Below are 17,023 nucleotides of genomic sequence, written 5' to 3' on the forward strand. Positions count from 1 at the left end.
GCAACCGGCCGGAGCCGCCCCACGACCGGCGTCGAGGGAACGCCGAGGAGCCCATGCGAGAATGCAGGCATGAGCATGATGGGCGGCAGGATCCCTGCGGGACGCGAGGACGTCGGACAGGTCGTGGCCAGTTTCGCGCAGTACGAAGCCGCGCAGAAGGCCGTCTCGACCCTCATCTCGGGAGAGGTACCCGCCCGCGACATCGCAATCGTCGGTCAGGGTCTGCGCTCCATCGAGCGGGTCACCGGCAAGCTCGGCTACGCCACCGCGGCCCGGTCCGGAGCCATCAACGGGCTTCTCCTCGGGCTCGTCTTCTCGGCGATCTTCGTGCTGGGGTCGCCCTCGGTTCCCATCCAGGCCTTCGTCGGCGTGCTCTTCGTCGGCATCGCGATCGGGATGCTGCTCAGCATCGTGACGTACTCGATCGTGCGCCGCCGTCGGGACTTCGCTTCCGTGATGCAGGTCGTCGCCGACCGCTACGAAGTGACGGTCAGCGACTCGAGCATCCACCGCGCGCGTCAGGTGCTCGGCACGCATCTTCCGACGGCGCCCCCGGCGCCCGCCCCGGCGACGGCGCCGGTACCGGCCGACGATGGCCCCGCGTCCGCCGATCCGCCGCAGTACGGAGAGCGGCTCCCGCCGACGACGCCGACGCCGCCCACGGATGAGCCCGTGGTCTCGCCCGGCGCCCCGGTGGCTCCCGAGCCCCCGAGCTCGGCCACACCTCCGCTGTCGCCCGAGCCTGCGGGGGAGCCCGTTCCGCCGCGGTCGGTCGCACCGCCGGCATCCCCGGAGCCTTCGCCCATCCCCGAGCCGGAGCCCGCGCCGCCCGGCGCTCAGCCGGCGTCGTTCGTCGCGCAGCCGTCGCGTCCCGAGTAGCACCGCACGTGTCCTCGTCCGAGGGGGAGCAGCGCCTCGTGGTGGCGCTTCCGTCGGGGGCCTCGGTCGACGTGTCGGCGGCCGTCACGGTCGCCGCCGATGCACGAGCCCTGGCGGTCATCGCACCCGGCGCGGGTGCCGCCTACGACCACCCGTTCCTGCGCGGCCTCGCAGACGGGCTGCGGGACGCGCACGTGTCGACGGTGCGGATCAACTTCCCCTATCGAGAGGCCGGGAGACGGATGCCCGGACCGGCCGCTCACGCGATCGCGACGTGGGTGGCCGCCTTCGCGTTCGCCGGAACCGTGACCGACCTGCCGGTGTGGGCGATGGGGAAGTCGTACGGCGGACGGATGGCTTCGATGGCCGCGGCCGAGGGTGCCATCACGCCGGCCGGACTCGTGTACCTCGGCTACCCCCTGCATCCCCCCGGGGATCCGGCGAAGCTGCGTGCCGCCCACCTTCCCTCGATCCCGATGCCTCAGCTGTTCCTGTCGGGTACCAAGGACCCGTTCGTCGATCCGCACGAACAGCTCGAGGTTGCCGTCGCATCGTGCCCATCGGCTCGCATCGAGTGGGTCGAGGGCGGCGGCCATTCGTTCGAGGTGGCGGGTCGCCGGCGGGCGGCCGACGCGATCGGCGCAGACCTGGCGCCGCTCGTCGCGCAGTTCCTGATGCCCTGACCGCTGGACGCTCAGCGGCCGGAGGCGTATCCCTGCGCACCACGCGGGTTTGCGGCCGCCCACAGCGTCCCCCGAACATGATCGATGCCGACAGCCGACAGGCGGCCCAGCATCCACTCGCCCGCCCGCGTGACGACGTGGCCGCGTCGCCGCAGTCCTTCGATGAGGTCGTCGCCGAGGCGGTCCTCGACCACCGCGCCGGCGGGCGCGAACGCCCGCGGCCAGAACGAGTCGATGAGCGCCGTCGAGTGCAGCGCAGGGGCGTCGATCGCCTGCTGGGGCGTGTACCCGCCGGCGAGCATGCGAAGTAAGGCAGCGAGCTGCCACTGCTCCTGCTGATCGCCCCCGGGTGTGCCGATGGCCATCATCGCGCGGCCGTCGCGCAGCACCAGCGTCGGAGTCAGGGTGGTCCGCGGGCGACGACCGGGCATCAGCGCCGAGGGTGATTCGGGATCGAGCCAGGTCATCTGCAGACGGGTGCCGAGGCAGAAGCCCAGCGTCGGGATCGTGGGCGAGGACTGCAACCACCCGCCCGAGGGCGTGACGGCCACGATGTTCCCCCAGCGGTCGACGACGTCGATGTGACAGGTGTCGCCTCGGGTGTCGCCTGTGCGTGCGATGGTCGGCTCTCCCACCGCGCTGAGGTCGGCCTCCCCTGCGCCGTCGGCACGCAGGGGCGGGCGGAACGGCGGCACCCCATCCACGACTCCCGGGCTCCACCCCTCTGACACCCTCTCACCGATCAGACCGCGTCTCTGAGCGGCGTAGGCGGGGGAGAGCAGGTCGTCGATCGGCACGACGGGCCGATGCGGAGAGGGGTCGCCGTAGTAGGCGTCGCGGTCGGCGAGCGCGAGCCCGAGCGCTTCGAGCAGCAGGTGCGCGCCGCGCTCGGTCGACGGGTCGAGCTCGGTGTCGGCGTAGCCCTCCAGGATGCGGAGAGCCTGCAGGAGCGCCGGACCCTGCGTCCACGGGCCCGCCTTCGCCACCGTGTGGCCGCGGAACTCGACGGCGACGGCGGATTCGTACGACGCGGCGAACGCCTCGAAATCGCTGGACCGGATGAGTCCGGCATGATCGGCTCCGTCCGAGTGGCGGTGAGGAGGGGCCAGGAACGCGGAAGCGTCGTGCGCGACGCGGCCGTGACGCCACTCGTGCAGCGCTGCGTCGATGCGTCCGGCGCGGTCATGCGCACCGGCACCGGCCGCGACGAGGTCCCCCAGCACGTCGGCGTAGGCGGGGTTGCGGTGGAGTGAACCTGCTGCGGGCAGCTCCCCGTCCGGCATCCACAGCTCGGCGGACGTGGGCCAGTGGTCGGTGAAGAGCGCCGCCACTCGCGCGATCGTCGCTGCCGCTTGCGGAAGCAGAGGGTGCCCGTCCCGGGCGTAGCCGATCGCGTAGCCCAGCACCTCGGCGATCTCCCACGTGCCGTGGTCGCGCAGCAGGGTCAGCCACGCGTCGACCGCGCCCGGCACCGCCGCAGCGAGGCCGCCGGCTCCGGGGACCAGGTCGAGACCCTCGAGCCCGAAGTGCTCGATCGTCGCGGCCGCCGGCGCGGGCCCCTGCCCGACGAGCACCACGGGCACGCCCGGCTCGGAAGCGGTCGCGAAGATCCCGACCAGGTCGCCGCCGGGGCCGTTGAGGTGCGGCTCCACGACGTGGAGCACGAAGCCGCCCGCCGCAACGGCATCGAACGCATTGCCTCCTCGTTCCAGCACGGACTGCGCGGTCGCCGTGGCGAGCCAGTGCGTGGAGGCGGCCATCCCGAACGTCCCCGTGAGGGTCGGTCGGGTGGTGAAGGCGGGCGGTGGCGTAAAGGTCGCCACGTCAGCGGGCGTTCAGCCGCCGAACCCACTCCTCGACCTCGTCGGCCGTCCGCGGAATCGATGCCGACAGGTTCACCGGACCGTCGGTGGTCAGCAGGATGTCGTCCTCGATGCGGACGCCGATTCCGCGGAACTCCTCCGGCACCGTCAGGTCGTCGATCTGGAAGTACAGCCCGGGCTCGATGGTGAACACCATGCCGGCTTCGAGGATGCCGTCGTAGTACATCTCGCGGCGCGCCTGCGCACAGTCGTGCACGTCGATTCCGAGGTGGTGGCTGGTCCCGTGCACCATGTAGCGACGATGCTGGCCACCCGCGTCGGCGTCCAGCGCCTCTTCCGCGGTGACCGGGAGCAGGCCCCATTCGGCGACCCTCGTCGCGATGACCCGCATGGCCTCTTCGTGCACGGAACGGAACGTGACACCCGGGCGGGCGACGGCGAAAGCCGCGTCCGCCGCTTCGCGCACCGTCTCGTAGACGCGCCGCTGCGTGGGCGAGAAGGTGCCGCTGACAGGGATCGTGCGGGTGATGTCGGCCGTGTACAGGCTGTCGACCTCGACCCCCGCGTCGACCAGGATGAGATCGCCCGGGACGACCGCGCCGTCGTTGCGGGTCCAATGCAGATAGCACGCGTGCGGTCCGGATGCCGCGATCGTGTCGTAGCCCTCCCAATTGCCCTCGGAGCGGGCGCGGAGGTGGAACACGCCCTCGACGATGCGCTCCCCGCGTGGGTGCTCGATGATCTTCGGCAGATCGGCGACGATGTCGTCGAATCCGCGAGCCGTGACCTCGACGGCGAGCCGCATCTGCTCGATCTCGTACTCGTCCTTGACGAGTCGCAGCTCCGAGACGGCTCGCGTGAGGTCGTCATCCTCGCCCACGACGAGATCGGTGCTGCGCGACTCGAAGGTGTCCACGTGCGCCGTCGTCAGCGCGAGGTCGGCAGCGACGCCCGCGAGCGATGGACGGGGACCGATCCAGAATTCGCCGACGGATGCATCGGCGTAGAACTCCGCGGTCGTGCGGTCCGCGCGCTCACGGAAGTGCAGGACGACGTCGTGACCGCCATCCGTGGGCTCGAAGACCAGCACCGCGCCGGGCTCGGAATCCGCTGCCCATCCGGTCAGGTGGGCGAACGCCGAGTGCGCCCGGAACGGGTAGTCGGTGTCGTTGCTGCGGACGTGGGCGTCGCCGGCGGGGATCACCAGCCGCATGCCCGGGAACGCCGCGGACAGGATCGCGCGGCGGTCCGCCGCATACGCGGCCTGCGCCCGCGCGGTCGGCGTGGATTCGGGCCGCTCGGCCCATCCCGTCGAGATCGTCTCGAGGAAACCGCGGGGGAAGGGCTGTCGACGGTTGGTCGGTGCACTCTCCTTCGATGCGTCTGCGGCGGAAACGTCCTGCGCGATGGTGTCGCTGTCGGCTGTCGTGCTCATGCCTCCAGTCTCGCAGGTACTCGCCGCGGCGCGCAGGGCCTCGCGTCAGCCGACGGGCTCGAGCTGCACGATCAGGGGACGGTGATCGCTTCCCGACCCGTCGAGTGACCGCAGCACGACCGATCCGGTGGCCTTCCAGCCGTCCGATGCCATCACGTGGTCGATGGGCGCGCCCAGCAGGGCGGGGACGTCGGTCGACCACGTGCCGACCGCGCCGTTGCCGGTCTCGGCGGCGGCGTCGTGGCAGTGCCCGAGCGTGCCCCCGTCCTGACCGAATCCCGCCATGTGATCGAGCGTCGCGTTGAAGTCGCCCGCCATGATGACGTTCGCGTCAGCGCACTGGTCGGCCAGCCACTGCATGTCGTCGCGCCAGTGCTGCATGTAGCTCTGGCGCGGGGCCACGGCATGCGCGGCGACGACGATCGGACCGTCGCCGTCCGTCGGCATCGCGACGGCGCTGGGAACGGTGGAGGTGTTGCTGGTGCCGTCCGCAGAGGACTGGATCACGGCGTAGTCGCCGAGGTCGGGCGAGATGAGGAGGGTCGTGGACCGTGCATCCCACCCATCCGTACCGTACTCGGCGTGGAACGCCCACATGCGGTGACCGAGGTCGCGCATCGCGAGGGCGACCTGCTCCCCGGTCTCGATCGTGGTCTCGGGCAGCGTCACGATGTCGGCATCCATCGCCACCGCGATCTTCGCGACGGCGTCGGGGGATGTCGCCGAGCCCGCGGTGTTCCACGTCATCACGCGCACGCTGGCGTCGGTCTTGGCGGGCAGTGCGTCCGCTCCGAGTCCGCGCGTGACGAGGATCGCCGCGTTCACGCCACCGGCCACCAGCGCGATCAGTGCGAGGGACAGCGCCAGAGCCCGCAGCGGCCGGGCGATCGCGAGCAGCAGCAGGAGGACGAGTGCCGCGGCGAACGCGAGCGCGACGACGGCGCGGAAGGACACGATCTGCGCGATCGGGAACGTGCGCTCGAGGCGGAAGAACTGCGGCCAGGTGAGGATCGCCGCGGCGACGGCGCACAGCACGGTGAAGAGGATCCCCAGCATGCGCAACACGTCGCAAATCTATGTCAGCTGCCTGAGAGATCGCGGCACGCGGAGGATGCCCGGACGCTGCGTTTCGAGCTGATGGTGCCGCGTCCGCGCTACTGTCGAAGCGTGCAGGTGACGCGGCGATTCCATGGACCGAGCGATCTGCACCTGCATTCGGTGCACTCGGACGGCACGGAATCGGCGGCTCTCGTGGTCGCCGCCGCCCACCGCCAAGGCCTCCGGACGCTGGCGCTCACCGATCATGACACGACCTCCGGATGGGCGGAAGCGGCCGACGCCGCCACATCGCTCGGAATGACGTTCCTCCCCGGGATGGAGTTGTCGGCGCGGCACGAGTGGCGGAGCGTCCACGTCCTGGCCTATCTGTTCGATCCGGACGAGTCGAAGCTGCGGGCGATGACCGATCGCATCCGGTCGTCGCGCATGGAGCGCGCGCGCGTGATGGTGGACCGCATCTCGCACGACTACGACCTGGACTGGGACGACGTCCTGGCGCAGACCGAGGTCGACGCGACGGTCGGACGTCCGCACATCGCCGATGCGTTGATCGCGAAAGGCCACGTGCAGGACCGCACGGAGGCGTTCTCCGACATCTTGAGCCCCGGCGGCGACTACTACGTGGCTCTCTACGCCCCCGACCCCGTCGTGGCGGTGAGCCTCGTCGTCGGTGCCGGCGGTGTACCGATCATCGCCCACCCCGCGGGGCGGGCCGGTCTGCTGCCGATGCCCTTGATGACGCGGTTGCTGGACGCAGGGCTCGCCGGATTCGAGACCGAGCACCGCGAGAATCTGACGGCCGGCGTCCGCACGCTCCGCCGCATCGTCGCCGAGCACGACCTCATCACGACGGGATCGAGCGATTATCACGGCTTGGGAAAACCCAACGTCCCGGGTGAGAACACCACGAGCGACGAGATGGTCGCCCGGATCATCGATCGCGCCACGGGAAACGCCCCCGTCTACCCGTAGGGGACGAGGGCGCTTCCGCGGCGGTCGGGCTCTCAGCTGAGGGCTTTGGCCTTGATCTTGTCGTACTCGGCCGCGGTGATCGTGCCGGCGTCGAGCAGATCCTTGGCCTTCGCGATCTCTTCGGACGGGCTCTTGCTCGTTCCGGCGACCGACTGGATGTAGTCCGCCTGCGCGGCCTGGTAGTGGCGCGCCTGCTCGGCGCTGCGCTCTCCCATGCCCTTGCCGCGGACGATGAGGTAGATCAGCGCCGCAAGCCACGTGAACAGGAGGAGGAAGACGATCCAGAGCGCCTTCGCGCCGCCACCGAGCGTGTGGTCGCGGAACAGGTCGCCGATGATCGAGAACAGCACCATCAGGTAGGAGAAGAAGATGAAGACCGCGAGGAACCACCAGATGATGTCCCCGAGGGAGCCCCAGAAGCCGTTGTACTCAACGGCCGCGTCGATGAATCGCACGTGTGTGCCTTTCGAGAGATGACGAGGTAGACGCCGACGGCGTCGGCATCACTGTATCCCTCGGTCGGCTCCGGTGTCAGGATGTTTCCGGCGACGCGCTGACCGTCACGGGGTGCCTGCGGGGGCGCCGCCGGTGCGGGGTGCGCGCCGCCGACGACGACGACGGGGTGCCGCATTGCCGTCGTGGTGCTCCTTGCCCCCTCCGTCGTGGGTGCCGGTGCCGTCTGCGCCGTCGTTTCCGCCGTGCTCGGTCGGCACTTCCGGAGCCGCAGCGCGCTCCGCAGCCTGCGCGGGCGACGAACCGCCGCCGGAGCGTCCACCACGACGAGAGCGCGACGAACGGTCGGCGGTGGCCGCGGCATCCGTCGTCGTCTTGATCGTCTGCGTGCGCGGTGCCGTCGTGAGGCGACCCTTCGTGCCGGCGGGGATGTCGAGGTCTTCGAAGAGGTGCGGGCTCGAGGAGTACGTCTCGACGGGCTCGGGCTGACCGAACTCGAGGGCACGGTTGATGAGCGCCCACTTGTGCAGGTCGTCCCAGTCCACGAACGTCACCGCGATGCCCGTCTTGCCGGCGCGCCCGGTGCGGCCGGCACGGTGCAGATAGGTCTTCTCGTCATCGGGGATCGTGTGGTTGATCACATGGGTGACGTCGTCGACGTCGATGCCACGCGCCGCGACGTCGGTCGCGATCAGCACGTCCTTCTTGCCGGCCTTGAACGCGGCCATCGAGCGCTCGCGCGCCTCCTGGCTCATGTCACCGTGCACCGAGGCGGTGTTGAATCCGCGGTCGCCGAGCTCGTCCGACAGCCGCTGAGCCGCACGCTTCGTCCGCGTGAAGACCACCGTCTTGCCCCGGCCCTCGGACTGGAGGATGCGTGCGATGACCTCGTCCTTGTCGAGCGAGTGCGCCCGGTAGACGAGGTGCTTGATGTTGGCCTGGGTGAGGCCTTCGTCGGGGTCGGTCGCGCGGATGTGGATCGGGTTGGTCATGAACCGGCGCGCCATCGCGACGATCGGCCCGGGCATCGTCGCCGAGAACAGCTGCGTGTGACGGATCGCGGGGACCTTCTGGAAGATCTTCTCGATGTCGGGGAGGAATCCGAGATCGAGCATCTTGTCGGCCTCGTCCAGGACGACCTCGGTCGCGTGCGACAGATCGAGCAGTCGCTGGTTGCTGAGGTCGATGAGACGACCGGGCGTGCCGACGACGATCTGCGCTCCGGCCTTGAGCTGCTCGATCTGACCCTCGTAGGCCTTGCCACCGTAGATGGCCACCACACTGGTCGATCGCCCGGCGGTGAGCATGTCGATGTCTTCGTAGACCTGCACGCACAGCTCACGGGTCGGCACCACGATGAGGGCCTTCACCCCGTGCTCGGGGTCGGGGCCGAGGCGCTGCACGACGGGGATGCCGAAGCCGAACGTCTTGCCGGTTCCGGTCTTGGCCTGGCCGATGATGTCCTGGCCGGGGAGCCCCAGCGGAATCGTCTGCTCCTGAATCGGGAAGGCATCCACGATGCCCTTCGCTGCGAGGACATCGACGATGTCCTGGTCGACGCCGAGTTCGGCGAAGGTCGTCACGATGTTATGCCTGTCTGGCGGAGAGATGCCGCCGGGTGGGAGGGAGAGTCCACGCCCTTCACTCATCCGCAGGCGCGGGGCCCCCGATCCGACGCCGGGGACTGCTCAAGGATACCGGAGACCGGGCAGCCGGCCGGTGTCGATGACGGCAGGGCGCGGATGCCGGGGCCGCGGAGCGCCGCCGGTTAGGCTGTCGACGTGCAGGAGACGTCGTGGTGAAGTGGTTCTGGCAGCGGCGACCGGAGGGTCGCGTCCTGCACCTGCGGTCCCGCGGCGAGCTCAGCGACGCCACCCGCGTCGACTTCGAGGAGCTCGCGCCCGACGTCGACACGTTCCTCGGTCAGGCCGCCTATCTCCAGCTGGGGTACGTCGAGACGCTGAGCGAGCTGATCGCCTCCACGCCCGAGCTCGGGCAGAAGGAGGCGCTGTCCCGGGCGGCGGGAGCCGCCCTGACGAAGCACGAGGCGCTCGTTGCGCTCATCCGCGCCCGCGGCGACGATCCGACCGCGCTGATGCTGCCCTTCCGTGAACCGTTGGATGCCTTCCGCCGCGCAACGCACGGTGTGCGGCCACAGGAGACGATGCTCTCGGTCCACATCACCGCGGGCATGCTCGACGACTTCTATCTGGCGCTCTCCGCCAGCTACGGCGAGACGGGCGACCGTGTCGCCGGAATCCTCCGCGGCGATGACGACCGCCAGGCGATCGTCGACATCATCGCCGCCACGATCGAGAGCGACGAGGAGTGGCGCTCGCTGCTGGCGCTGTGGGGCCGGCGCCTGGTCGGTGACACCCTGCTCATCGCACGCGCCGCCCTCCGCCCGTCCTCCCTCGGTGCCGCGGAGGAGAAGAAGGTGGAGCCGGTCTTCACCGAGCTCATGGGCGCACACTCCCGCCGGATGGACGGGATGGGCCTCGCCGCCTGATCAGGCGATCTTGAGCCGGATCCGCTCCTGTGCGTCATGCGCGACGCGCCGACGGCCGAGCAGTGCGAGCGACGGCCACGTCACGGCGAGGGGTGCGACGAACGAGACGAGCCAGATCCACGGATCGGCCGTCGTCGCGCCCGCCCACGTGAAGGCGAGCCACACGGCACCGCCCACGACCGCGCCGACCACCGGGCCGAGGACGGTGCCCCGGGTGGGGCGGTGGGGAGCCAGGTAATGCGCAGCGATCCCGAGGACACCGCCCACGATGAAGGCGAGCAGGATGTCCATGGGTCAGGCGAAGCCGATGCGGCGGGACTCTTCCGTCCCGAGCTCGACGTACGCGAGGCCGGCGGTGGGCACGATGTAGGAGTTGCCCTTCGTGTCGGCGAACGTGACGTGCGTCGCGGCCGCGTCCAGAGCGGCGGCCACCGACTTCTTGACGTCGTCTGCGGACTCGCTCGTCTCGAAGCTGAGCTCGCGGCCGGTGTTCGTGATGCCGATGCGGATCTCCACGGAAGTTACTGCCTTTCTGTGTCGGGGCGCCTCCCCGACGAGCCGGATCTCCCGGCGCATGGCAACTCTACGACACGGGTGGAACGCACCAGGCCGGAGCGCGCTCGCTCTGGGCGAACGCCCGATCGGGCGTGCGCGCCCGCGGCTGCCGGCGGTGTCGGCGGCGCGGGATAGCGTGGATGACATGAGGGAGGATGCCGCGCAACACGCCGTCGCGCGTCTTCCGGTCGAGGCATCCGGGGTCGTCGTCGGGGCTCCCGGCTCCGGCAAGACGACCGCACTCGTCGCCCGCGTCGCGTCTCTCGTGCAAGCAGGAGTCGACGTCGACACGCTCATGGTGCTCACTCCATCCCGTCAGACCGCCACCGCGCTGCGCGACCGTCTCGCCCTGGCCGTCGGGACGGCGACCAGCGGTCCGCTCGCCCGGTCGGTCGCGTCGTTCGCCTTCCAGCTCGTGCGGGGTGCGGCTGTCCACGCGGGGGAGGAGCCGCCGCAGCTGCTCACGGGCGGCGACGAGGACCAGATCATCGAGGACCTCCTCGCGGGCGATGCCGACGACGAGTCGCGTGGCCTCTCCCGATGGCCGGAATGGCTCGGGTCGGGCATCCGCTCGACGAGAGGGTTCCGCACCGATGTCCGCACCTTTCTGGCGGAATGCACCGACCTGGGCATCTCGCCCGACCGGCTGCGCGCGCTCGGCGAGCGCACGGACGTGCGCGCGTGGACGGCGCTGTCGTCCTTCTTCCGCGAGTACCTCGACGTGCGGGCCGACATGCGCGGGGCTCATCGCGATGCGGCCGGTCTCGTCCGCGAGGCCGTGGGGCTGGTCCGGCTCGCCCCGCCCGGCCCCGCTCCGGCGCTGGGGGCGTTCGCTCGCACCCGCGTGCTCCTCGTGGACGACGCTCAGGAGCTGACGTTGGGCGGGGTCGAGCTCCTCGAGGCATGTGCGGCCCGGGGGGTGGCTGTGCTCGCGTTCGGCGACCCCGACGTGGGTGCGGGGGCGTTCCGTGGGGCGACCCCCGAGAACTTCGCCCGATTGGCGCGGTCGCTCGGCGAGGCGGTCGTGCTGCGTGCGTCGCACCGCGGGACGGTCGCCCAGAACGATGTGCTCCGCGAGGTGACGGCGCGCATCGGAGCGGTGGGGGTGGTCTCGCACCGGCGGGCGCCCTCCGGCGCGGCCACCGACGACACCGTGCGCGCCTTCACGCTGCGCTCCGCGTCGGAGGAGTACGACGCGGTGGCCCGCCTGCTGCGTGAGCGGCACATCCACGACGGCGTCCCGTGGAGCCGCTGCGCCGTCATCGCGCACGACACCCGCCAGGTCGCGGCGCTCGAGGCGGAGCTGGTCGCCCGGGAGGTGCCGGCGCGGGCGAGCGGACCGGGGCGGTCTCTCGGCGCGCTGCGACCGGCGCGCGACCTGCTGCAGCTGGTCGAACTCGCCACGCGCGACGCCGACACGTGGGCTCCCGACGAACTCACGGACGCGCTCCTGGGCGTCTGTGGAGGGCTCGACCCGATCGAGCTGCGGCGTCTGCGAACCGCCCTCCGCCACACCGAGCTCGCGGCGGGAGGCAAGCGACCGGGTCGCGAGCTGCTGGCCTCCGCGATGCTGCGTCCGCTGGAGTTCGAGCTCATCGACACCCGCGAAGCTCGACGTGCCGCCCGCGTGGCCACGACGCTCGGAATGCTGCGTGCCGAGCATGGGCGCGGGGGCACGGTGCACGAGCTTCTCTGGACGGCGTGGGAGAACAGCCGCCTCGAGAAGGCGTGGGCCGAGACCGCCCGTGGCCATGGCCCACTGGCAGAGCAGGCGAACCGCGACCTCGACGCGGTCGTCGCGCTGTTCGAATCGGCCAAACGCTTCGTCGAGCGGGGCCTGGACGCCGACGTGCGCGTCTTCGTCCGCGGGCTGCTCGGCAGCGATGTCGCCGAGGACCGCCTGGCGGCGGCCCCTCCCGAAGACACCGTCCGCGTCCTGACGCCGGCGGGGGCGCTCGGAACCGAATTCGACACGGTGATCGTCGCCGGCGTACAGGAGGGCGTCTGGCCGAACACCCGCCTGCGCGGCGGTCTGCTCGACACGTGGCGGCTCGCGGACGCGGCGAGCCTCCCGGCCGCAGGGGGTGGGGGGCGAGCGGATGCCGCGGGCCCCGGCATCCTGGACCGTCGACGCGCCGCGATGCACGACGAGCTGAGACTTTTCGCCCGGGCCGTCTCACGCGCCACCGATCAGCTCGTCGTGACGGCCGTGGACGATGACGACACCGGTCCGAGCGTGTTCTTCGAGTTCCTGCCCACTCCGGAGCCGGCTACGCGGGCGATGGAGCATCCGCTCTCGCTACGCGGACTCGTGGCGTCGCATCGCCGGGCGCTGACCGATCCGCAGGCTTCGCCGCGGGCCCGACTGCGTGCGCCCGGGCAGCTCGCCCTGCTCGCCGATGCGCGGGTGGAGGGCGCCGCGCCGGAGCAGTGGTACGGCATCGCCGCACCGACCTCGACGGCGCCGCTGCGCGACCTCGCGCGCGAGGACGTGCGCGTGTCGCCGTCACGGCTGCACACCCTCGAGGAGTGCGAGCTGAACTGGGTGATCGGCGATCTCGGCGGTGACCCCGGCGGGACGACCGCCGGGATCGGCACGATCATCCACGCGGCGCTCGAGCACTCCGACGGAGCGAGCGAGGCAGAGCTCTGGGCGCTCGTGCAGGAGCGCTGGGGTGAGCTGTCGTTCGAGGCGGGGTGGCGCGATCGGGCCGAACAGGCACGTGCCCGCGACCTGGTGCGCCGGCTGCATCTGTACCTGCACCGCTTCGAGCGGGACGGCGGGGAGCTCATCGGCGCCGAGCCGCATTTCGAGGTCGCGCTGCCGGTGGGCGACTCCGAGGAGTTCGCGCACGGCGTGATCCTGTCGGGCTACATCGACCGGGTGGAGCTGACTCCGCAGGGCACCGTCGTGATCATGGACCTGAAGACGGGGAAGCACGAGCCGCAGACTGATGCGAAAGTGCTCGACAACCCGCAACTGGCGGCATACCAGCTGGCTTTCGAGTCGGGTGCGATCCCCGAGGCGAGTGGTCGACCGGCCGGCGGCGCCATGCTGCTGGTACTCCGACCGTCCGCGGTCGGCAAGGACTATGTCACTCCCACACAGCCTCCGTTCGACGAGGAGCGGCGCGAGGCGTTCCTCGGTCGCATCGAAGACGCCGTCGGCGTCATGCGCGGCAGCACGTTCCGCGCGCCCTACGAGGAGCACTGTCGCGACGAGCACTCGTACGGACTGTGCCGCATCCACACGATCGCTGCGGTGAGCGCCTCATGAGCACGTCATCCTCCCGCGGCGACGTCGCGACCGTTGCGCCCGTGGCACCGCTGTCGGCCGCCGTCATCGCCGCGGCACTCGGGCAATTCCCCCCCACGAGCGAGCAGACCGCGGTCATCGAAGCTCCTCTCGAACCCGCTCTCGTGGTCGCCGGCGCGGGCAGCGGCAAGACCGAGACGATGGCGGCGCGCGTCGTCTGGCTCATCGCGAACGGCATCGTCCGCCGCGACGAGGTGCTCGGGCTCACGTTCACACGGAAAGCCGCGGGCGAGCTCGCCGAGCGCATCCACCGTCGACTCGCGCGACTGTCGGAGTTCGAGCGACGCGGACTGCTGAGCGCTCTACCCGAGCTGCACGCGCAGGGTGCCCTCGAGGTCTTCGGGCGCCTCGAGCGCGAAGGCGCGGGCGACGGCGAGCGCGTGGCAGCCCTGTCGGAGTTGAGCACGCGGGTCGTCCTGACCGGCGACCCCGATGGGGTACCCCGGACACGAACCGTCCCACCGCCGGAAGGCGATGACGCGCTTCTGCACCGGCCCACGGTGTCGACCTACAACAGCTTCGCCGACGCGATCGTCCGCGAACACGCCGTCCGGATCGGATGGGACCCCGAAGCGGCGATCCTCTCGGAGTCGGCGGCGTGGCTCCTCATGCGCCGCGTCGTGTTCGCGTCGGACGACGAGCGCCTCGATACCCGCGAGGAGGCGGTGCGGAGCATCATCGACGGTGCGCTGCGCATCGCCAGGGACGCGGTGGACAACCTGGTCGACCTCGACGACCTGAGCGGGTTCCCCGAACGCTTCCGAGATGTGCTCGAGCGGCCGTCGACGAACAAGCGCACCACCGTGTACGCAGACGTCAAGAAGATCGAGGTGTCGGTCTCGGCACTGTCGCTGCTCACCGATCTCGCCCGTGCGTACGCCGCCGAGAAGCGCCGACTCGGTGTGCTGGACTTCTCCGACCAGGTCGCCGGTGCGACGCAGATCGTGCAGAGTCACCCGGCCGTCGCCGAGGAGCTCCGACAGCGGTACCGAGTGGTGCTGCTCGACGAATACCAGGACACTTCGGTCGTCCAGACCGACCTGCTCGCGGCGCTCTTCGGTGGCACGGCCGTCATGGCAGTCGGAGACCCGCACCAGGCGATCTACGGGTGGCGCGGTGCGAGCGCGGGAAACCTCGGCGGCTTCGCGGCGGCCTTCAGCCCCGGCATCCGCTCCGCCTCGTACTCCCTGCTGACGAGCTGGCGAAACAGCGAAGGAGTGCTGGCGGCCGCGAACGCGGTGCTGGCCCCGCTGGCACCGCGATCACCGGTCGCGGTGCAGGAGCTGCGTGCGCGCCCGGGCGCTCCCCTCGGGCGGGTGGAGCTCGGGTTCGACTCCGACCTCGACACCGAGGCCGGCCGGGTCGCCGAATGGTTCGAACGGGTGCGCGCCGAGCGCGCGCGCGACGGTCGCCCCACGACCGGCGCGGTGCTGTTCCGCAGCAAGAAGCACATGCTGCGCTTCGGTGACGCCCTCGGTCAGCGCGGCATCCCGCACCGCATCCTCGGACTGGGCGGGCTGCTGTCGACCCCCGAAGTGGTCGATGTCGTCTCGGCGCTGCGCGTGATCTCGGACCCGTCGGCCGGCTCGGCGCTCATCCGCCTGCTCGCGGGCCCCCGCTGGAGCATCGGACTCGCCGACCTGCGGGCGCTGGCGCAGCTGAGCAGACGCATCGCTCGACACGATGCGGCACTGCAGCCGCTCACCCCCGAGGTGTCGGAGCGCATCCGCGCGGGGGCGGGTGAGGAACAGGGTTCGCTGGTCGACGCGCTCGACTTCGTGCTCCGGCACCCGTCCGATCACGGTTGGCTCGCCGAGTTCACGGCCGAAGCGCGCGATCGGCTGAGCGAGGCCGGTTCGGTGTTCGCCGCGCTCCGACAGGCGGCCGGGATGCCGATTCCCGATCTCGTGCGGGTGATCGAGCGCGAGCTGCGGCTCGATGTCGAGCTCGCCGCCAACGAGTCGCGGGGGCCCGCCCGCATCGCGTCGTCGCAGTTGCGCGCATTCGTCGACGAGCTGCATGCCTTCCTGGCGGCGGACGAATCCGGGTCCCTCTCGAGTCTGCTCGCCTGGCTCGACCACGCCGAGATGCTCGACGAATTCGCCCCGCGCACCGAGCCGCCCGAAGACGACGTCGTTCAGCTCCTGACGATCCACGGCTCGAAAGGACTGGAGTGGGATGCCGTCGCCGTCGTTCGACTCGTCAAGGACGAACTGCCCAGCGCCGCACGCGACACGAAGGGCTGGCTCGCGTTCGGCGTGCTTCCCTACGCTTTCCGCGGCGACGCGCCCTGGCTTCCCGTCTTCGCGTGGGAGCGGCACCGCGCGCCCACCCAGCAGGATCTGAAGGGCGCGCTCGACGATTTCGTCGAGGCCAATCGTTCCCGGCAGCTCGACGAGGACCGGCGCCTCGCCTATGTCGCGGTCACCCGGGCGCGTGACCATCTCCTCCTGACCGGTGCGACGTGGTCGGGAACCAAGCGGCCGCGCGAGCGCAGCGCGTTCTTCGACGAGATGGCGACAGCGCTGGAGGTGGATCTGCCTGTCGATGACGCGGGAGAGAACCCCTACCTCGGAGAACGGCGCGTGCTGGAGTGGCCGATCGACCCGCTCGGGGGCCGACGGGAGAGGGTGGAGTATGCTGCCGCCGTCGTCCGCGCCGCGGGTGGAGCACCGCGCGTGGAGCCCGAGGCCGATCTCGCGCTTCTGCTCGCAGAGCGCGAGGCCCGACGTGCACCGGGTGGGCGGACGGCTCCGACGCGGATCCCGGCGTCGCGGTACAAGGAGTTCGTGACGGATTACGCGGGCACGGTGGCACGCATCGCGCGCCCCCTGCCCGAGCGCCCGTATCGACAGACGCGCCTGGGCACGCTGTTCCATGCGTGGGTCGAGACGCGCTCGGGTTCCGTGGGAACGCGGGGGTCGCTGGATGATGCGCTGTGGGAGAGCGACGAGGAGCAGCCGGGCAGCACGGGCACGTCGGAGGATGCGGCGGACCTCGAGCGCCTGCAGCAGAACTTCGAGAGGTCCGAGTGGGCGCGTCTACAGCCCCTCGAGGTCGAGACCGAGATCGATTTCACCGACACCGGGCTCGACGGAACCGCGCATGTCGTCATCTGCAAGCTCGATGCCGTCTACCGGCGCGACGACCGCGATGGTCGCATCGAGATCGTCGATTGGAAGACCGGCAGGCCGCCGGCGAACGACACGGAGCGCCAGGAGCGGATGCTGCAGCTCGAGCTGTACCGCCGCGCCTATCATCTCGGGCGCGGAGTGCCGATGGATCGTATCGACGTCGCCCTCTACTACGTCGCCGCGGACGTGGTCCTCCGGGGGTGAA

General features: G+C 70.8%; 13 protein-coding genes. 6 read left to right on the forward strand and 7 right to left on the reverse strand.

Translation table 11 applies throughout. The annotated features are described in order from the left end of the window. Nucleotides 1–69: 69 nt before the first annotated feature. Complete coding sequence (locus ACFM35_RS03885) at nucleotides 70–879, forward strand: YflT domain-containing protein (RefSeq protein ID WP_378838542.1); 810 nt, start codon at nucleotides 70–72, stop codon at nucleotides 877–879. A gap of 8 nt (nucleotides 880–887) precedes the next feature. After that, nucleotides 888–1,562 (forward strand): alpha/beta hydrolase family protein, encoded by a 675-nt coding sequence (locus ACFM35_RS03890; protein WP_378838545.1) that lies wholly within the window; start codon nucleotides 888–890, stop codon nucleotides 1,560–1,562. Nucleotides 1,563–1,573: 11 nt separating this feature from the next. Here the strand turns inward: ACFM35_RS03890 and ACFM35_RS03895 are convergent, their stop codons facing one another. The 3 genes from ACFM35_RS03895 to ACFM35_RS03905 form a co-directional block, all read right to left on the reverse strand. Further along, on the reverse strand, nucleotides 1,574–3,322 hold the full coding sequence (locus tag ACFM35_RS03895; RefSeq protein WP_378838548.1) for a gamma-glutamyltransferase family protein: 1,749 nt from the start codon (nucleotides 3,320–3,322) through the stop codon (nucleotides 1,574–1,576). Between the two features lie 64 nt (nucleotides 3,323–3,386). Further along, nucleotides 3,387–4,820 carry an aminopeptidase P family protein gene (locus ACFM35_RS03900; RefSeq protein ID WP_378838549.1) on the reverse strand — a complete coding sequence of 478 codons (1,434 nt, stop codon included), beginning with the start codon at nucleotides 4,818–4,820 and terminating at the stop codon, nucleotides 3,387–3,389. 45 nt (nucleotides 4,821–4,865) lie between these two features. Next, the gene (locus ACFM35_RS03905; protein WP_378838550.1) at nucleotides 4,866–5,885 is read right to left on the reverse strand and encodes an endonuclease/exonuclease/phosphatase family protein; all 1,020 of its coding nucleotides are present in this window, start codon (nucleotides 5,883–5,885) and stop codon (nucleotides 4,866–4,868) included. Between the two features lie 102 nt (nucleotides 5,886–5,987). Here ACFM35_RS03905 and ACFM35_RS03910 point away from each other — a divergent pair, with 102 nt between their 5' ends. Then, nucleotides 5,988–6,851 carry a PHP domain-containing protein gene (locus ACFM35_RS03910; protein WP_378838552.1) on the forward strand — a complete coding sequence of 288 codons (864 nt, stop codon included), beginning with the start codon at nucleotides 5,988–5,990 and terminating at the stop codon, nucleotides 6,849–6,851. Nucleotides 6,852–6,883: 32 nt separating this feature from the next. Here ACFM35_RS03910 and ACFM35_RS03915 read toward each other — a convergent pair whose 3' ends face one another. Both ACFM35_RS03915 and ACFM35_RS03920 read right to left on the reverse strand, forming a co-directional pair. Then, entirely contained in the window at nucleotides 6,884–7,306 is a 423-nt protein-coding gene (locus tag ACFM35_RS03915; protein ID WP_378838553.1) for an SHOCT domain-containing protein, read from the reverse strand. 105 nt (nucleotides 7,307–7,411) lie between these two features. Further along, on the reverse strand, nucleotides 7,412–8,887 hold the full coding sequence (locus ACFM35_RS03920) for a DEAD/DEAH box helicase (protein WP_378838555.1): 1,476 nt from the start codon (nucleotides 8,885–8,887) through the stop codon (nucleotides 7,412–7,414). Nucleotides 8,888–9,099: 212 nt separating this feature from the next. Between ACFM35_RS03920 and ACFM35_RS03925 the strand changes: the two genes are divergently transcribed. Beyond that, nucleotides 9,100–9,813: a ferritin-like fold-containing protein gene (locus ACFM35_RS03925; RefSeq protein ID WP_378838558.1), complete on the forward strand. Its 714-nt coding sequence runs from the start codon at nucleotides 9,100–9,102 to the stop codon at nucleotides 9,811–9,813. On the opposite strand, the gene ACFM35_RS03930 is transcribed toward ACFM35_RS03925, so the two are convergent. Continuing rightward, on the reverse strand, nucleotides 9,814–10,104 hold the full coding sequence (locus ACFM35_RS03930) for a hypothetical protein (protein ID WP_378838560.1): 291 nt from the start codon (nucleotides 10,102–10,104) through the stop codon (nucleotides 9,814–9,816). Nucleotides 10,105–10,107: 3 nt separating this feature from the next. Further along, nucleotides 10,108–10,329 carry a DUF3107 domain-containing protein gene (locus tag ACFM35_RS03935; RefSeq protein ID WP_378838562.1) on the reverse strand — a complete coding sequence of 74 codons (222 nt, stop codon included), beginning with the start codon at nucleotides 10,327–10,329 and terminating at the stop codon, nucleotides 10,108–10,110. A 184-nt stretch (nucleotides 10,330–10,513) separates the two neighbouring features. Between ACFM35_RS03935 and ACFM35_RS03940 the strand changes: the two genes are divergently transcribed. Next, nucleotides 10,514–13,645, forward strand: coding sequence for an ATP-dependent helicase (locus ACFM35_RS03940; RefSeq protein WP_378838565.1), 3,132 nt, complete (start codon nucleotides 10,514–10,516; stop codon nucleotides 13,643–13,645). Further along, a complete protein-coding gene (locus tag ACFM35_RS03945) occupies nucleotides 13,642–17,022 on the forward strand; it encodes an ATP-dependent helicase (RefSeq protein ID WP_378838568.1) in 3,381 nt (1,126 codons plus the stop codon). Before ACFM35_RS03940 ends, ACFM35_RS03945 begins: the two co-directional genes overlap by 4 nt. The last annotated feature ends 1 nt before the right edge of the window (nucleotide 17,023 follow it).

It is taken from the genome of Microbacterium songi (assembly GCF_042747925.1).
Lineage (GTDB): Bacteria > Actinomycetota > Actinomycetes > Actinomycetales > Microbacteriaceae > Microbacterium.

Bases quoted from the DNA above. Each gene is read 5' to 3' on its own strand.
- ACFM35_RS03885 (WP_378838542.1), top strand. From the start codon at position 70: ATGAGCATGATGGGCGGCAGGATCCCTGCGGGACGCGAGGACGTCGGA.
- ACFM35_RS03895 (WP_378838548.1), bottom strand. From the start codon at position 3,322: ATGGCCGCCTCCACGCACTGGCTCGCCACGGCGACCGCGCAGTCCGTG.
- ACFM35_RS03900 (WP_378838549.1), bottom strand. From the start codon at position 4,820: ATGAGCACGACAGCCGACAGCGACACCATCGCGCAGGACGTTTCCGCC.
- ACFM35_RS03930 (WP_378838560.1), bottom strand. From the start codon at position 10,104: ATGGACATCCTGCTCGCCTTCATCGTGGGCGGTGTCCTCGGGATCGCT.
- ACFM35_RS03940 (WP_378838565.1), top strand. From the start codon at position 10,514: ATGAGGGAGGATGCCGCGCAACACGCCGTCGCGCGTCTTCCGGTCGAG.
- ACFM35_RS03945 (WP_378838568.1), top strand. From the start codon at position 13,642: ATGAGCACGTCATCCTCCCGCGGCGACGTCGCGACCGTTGCGCCCGTG.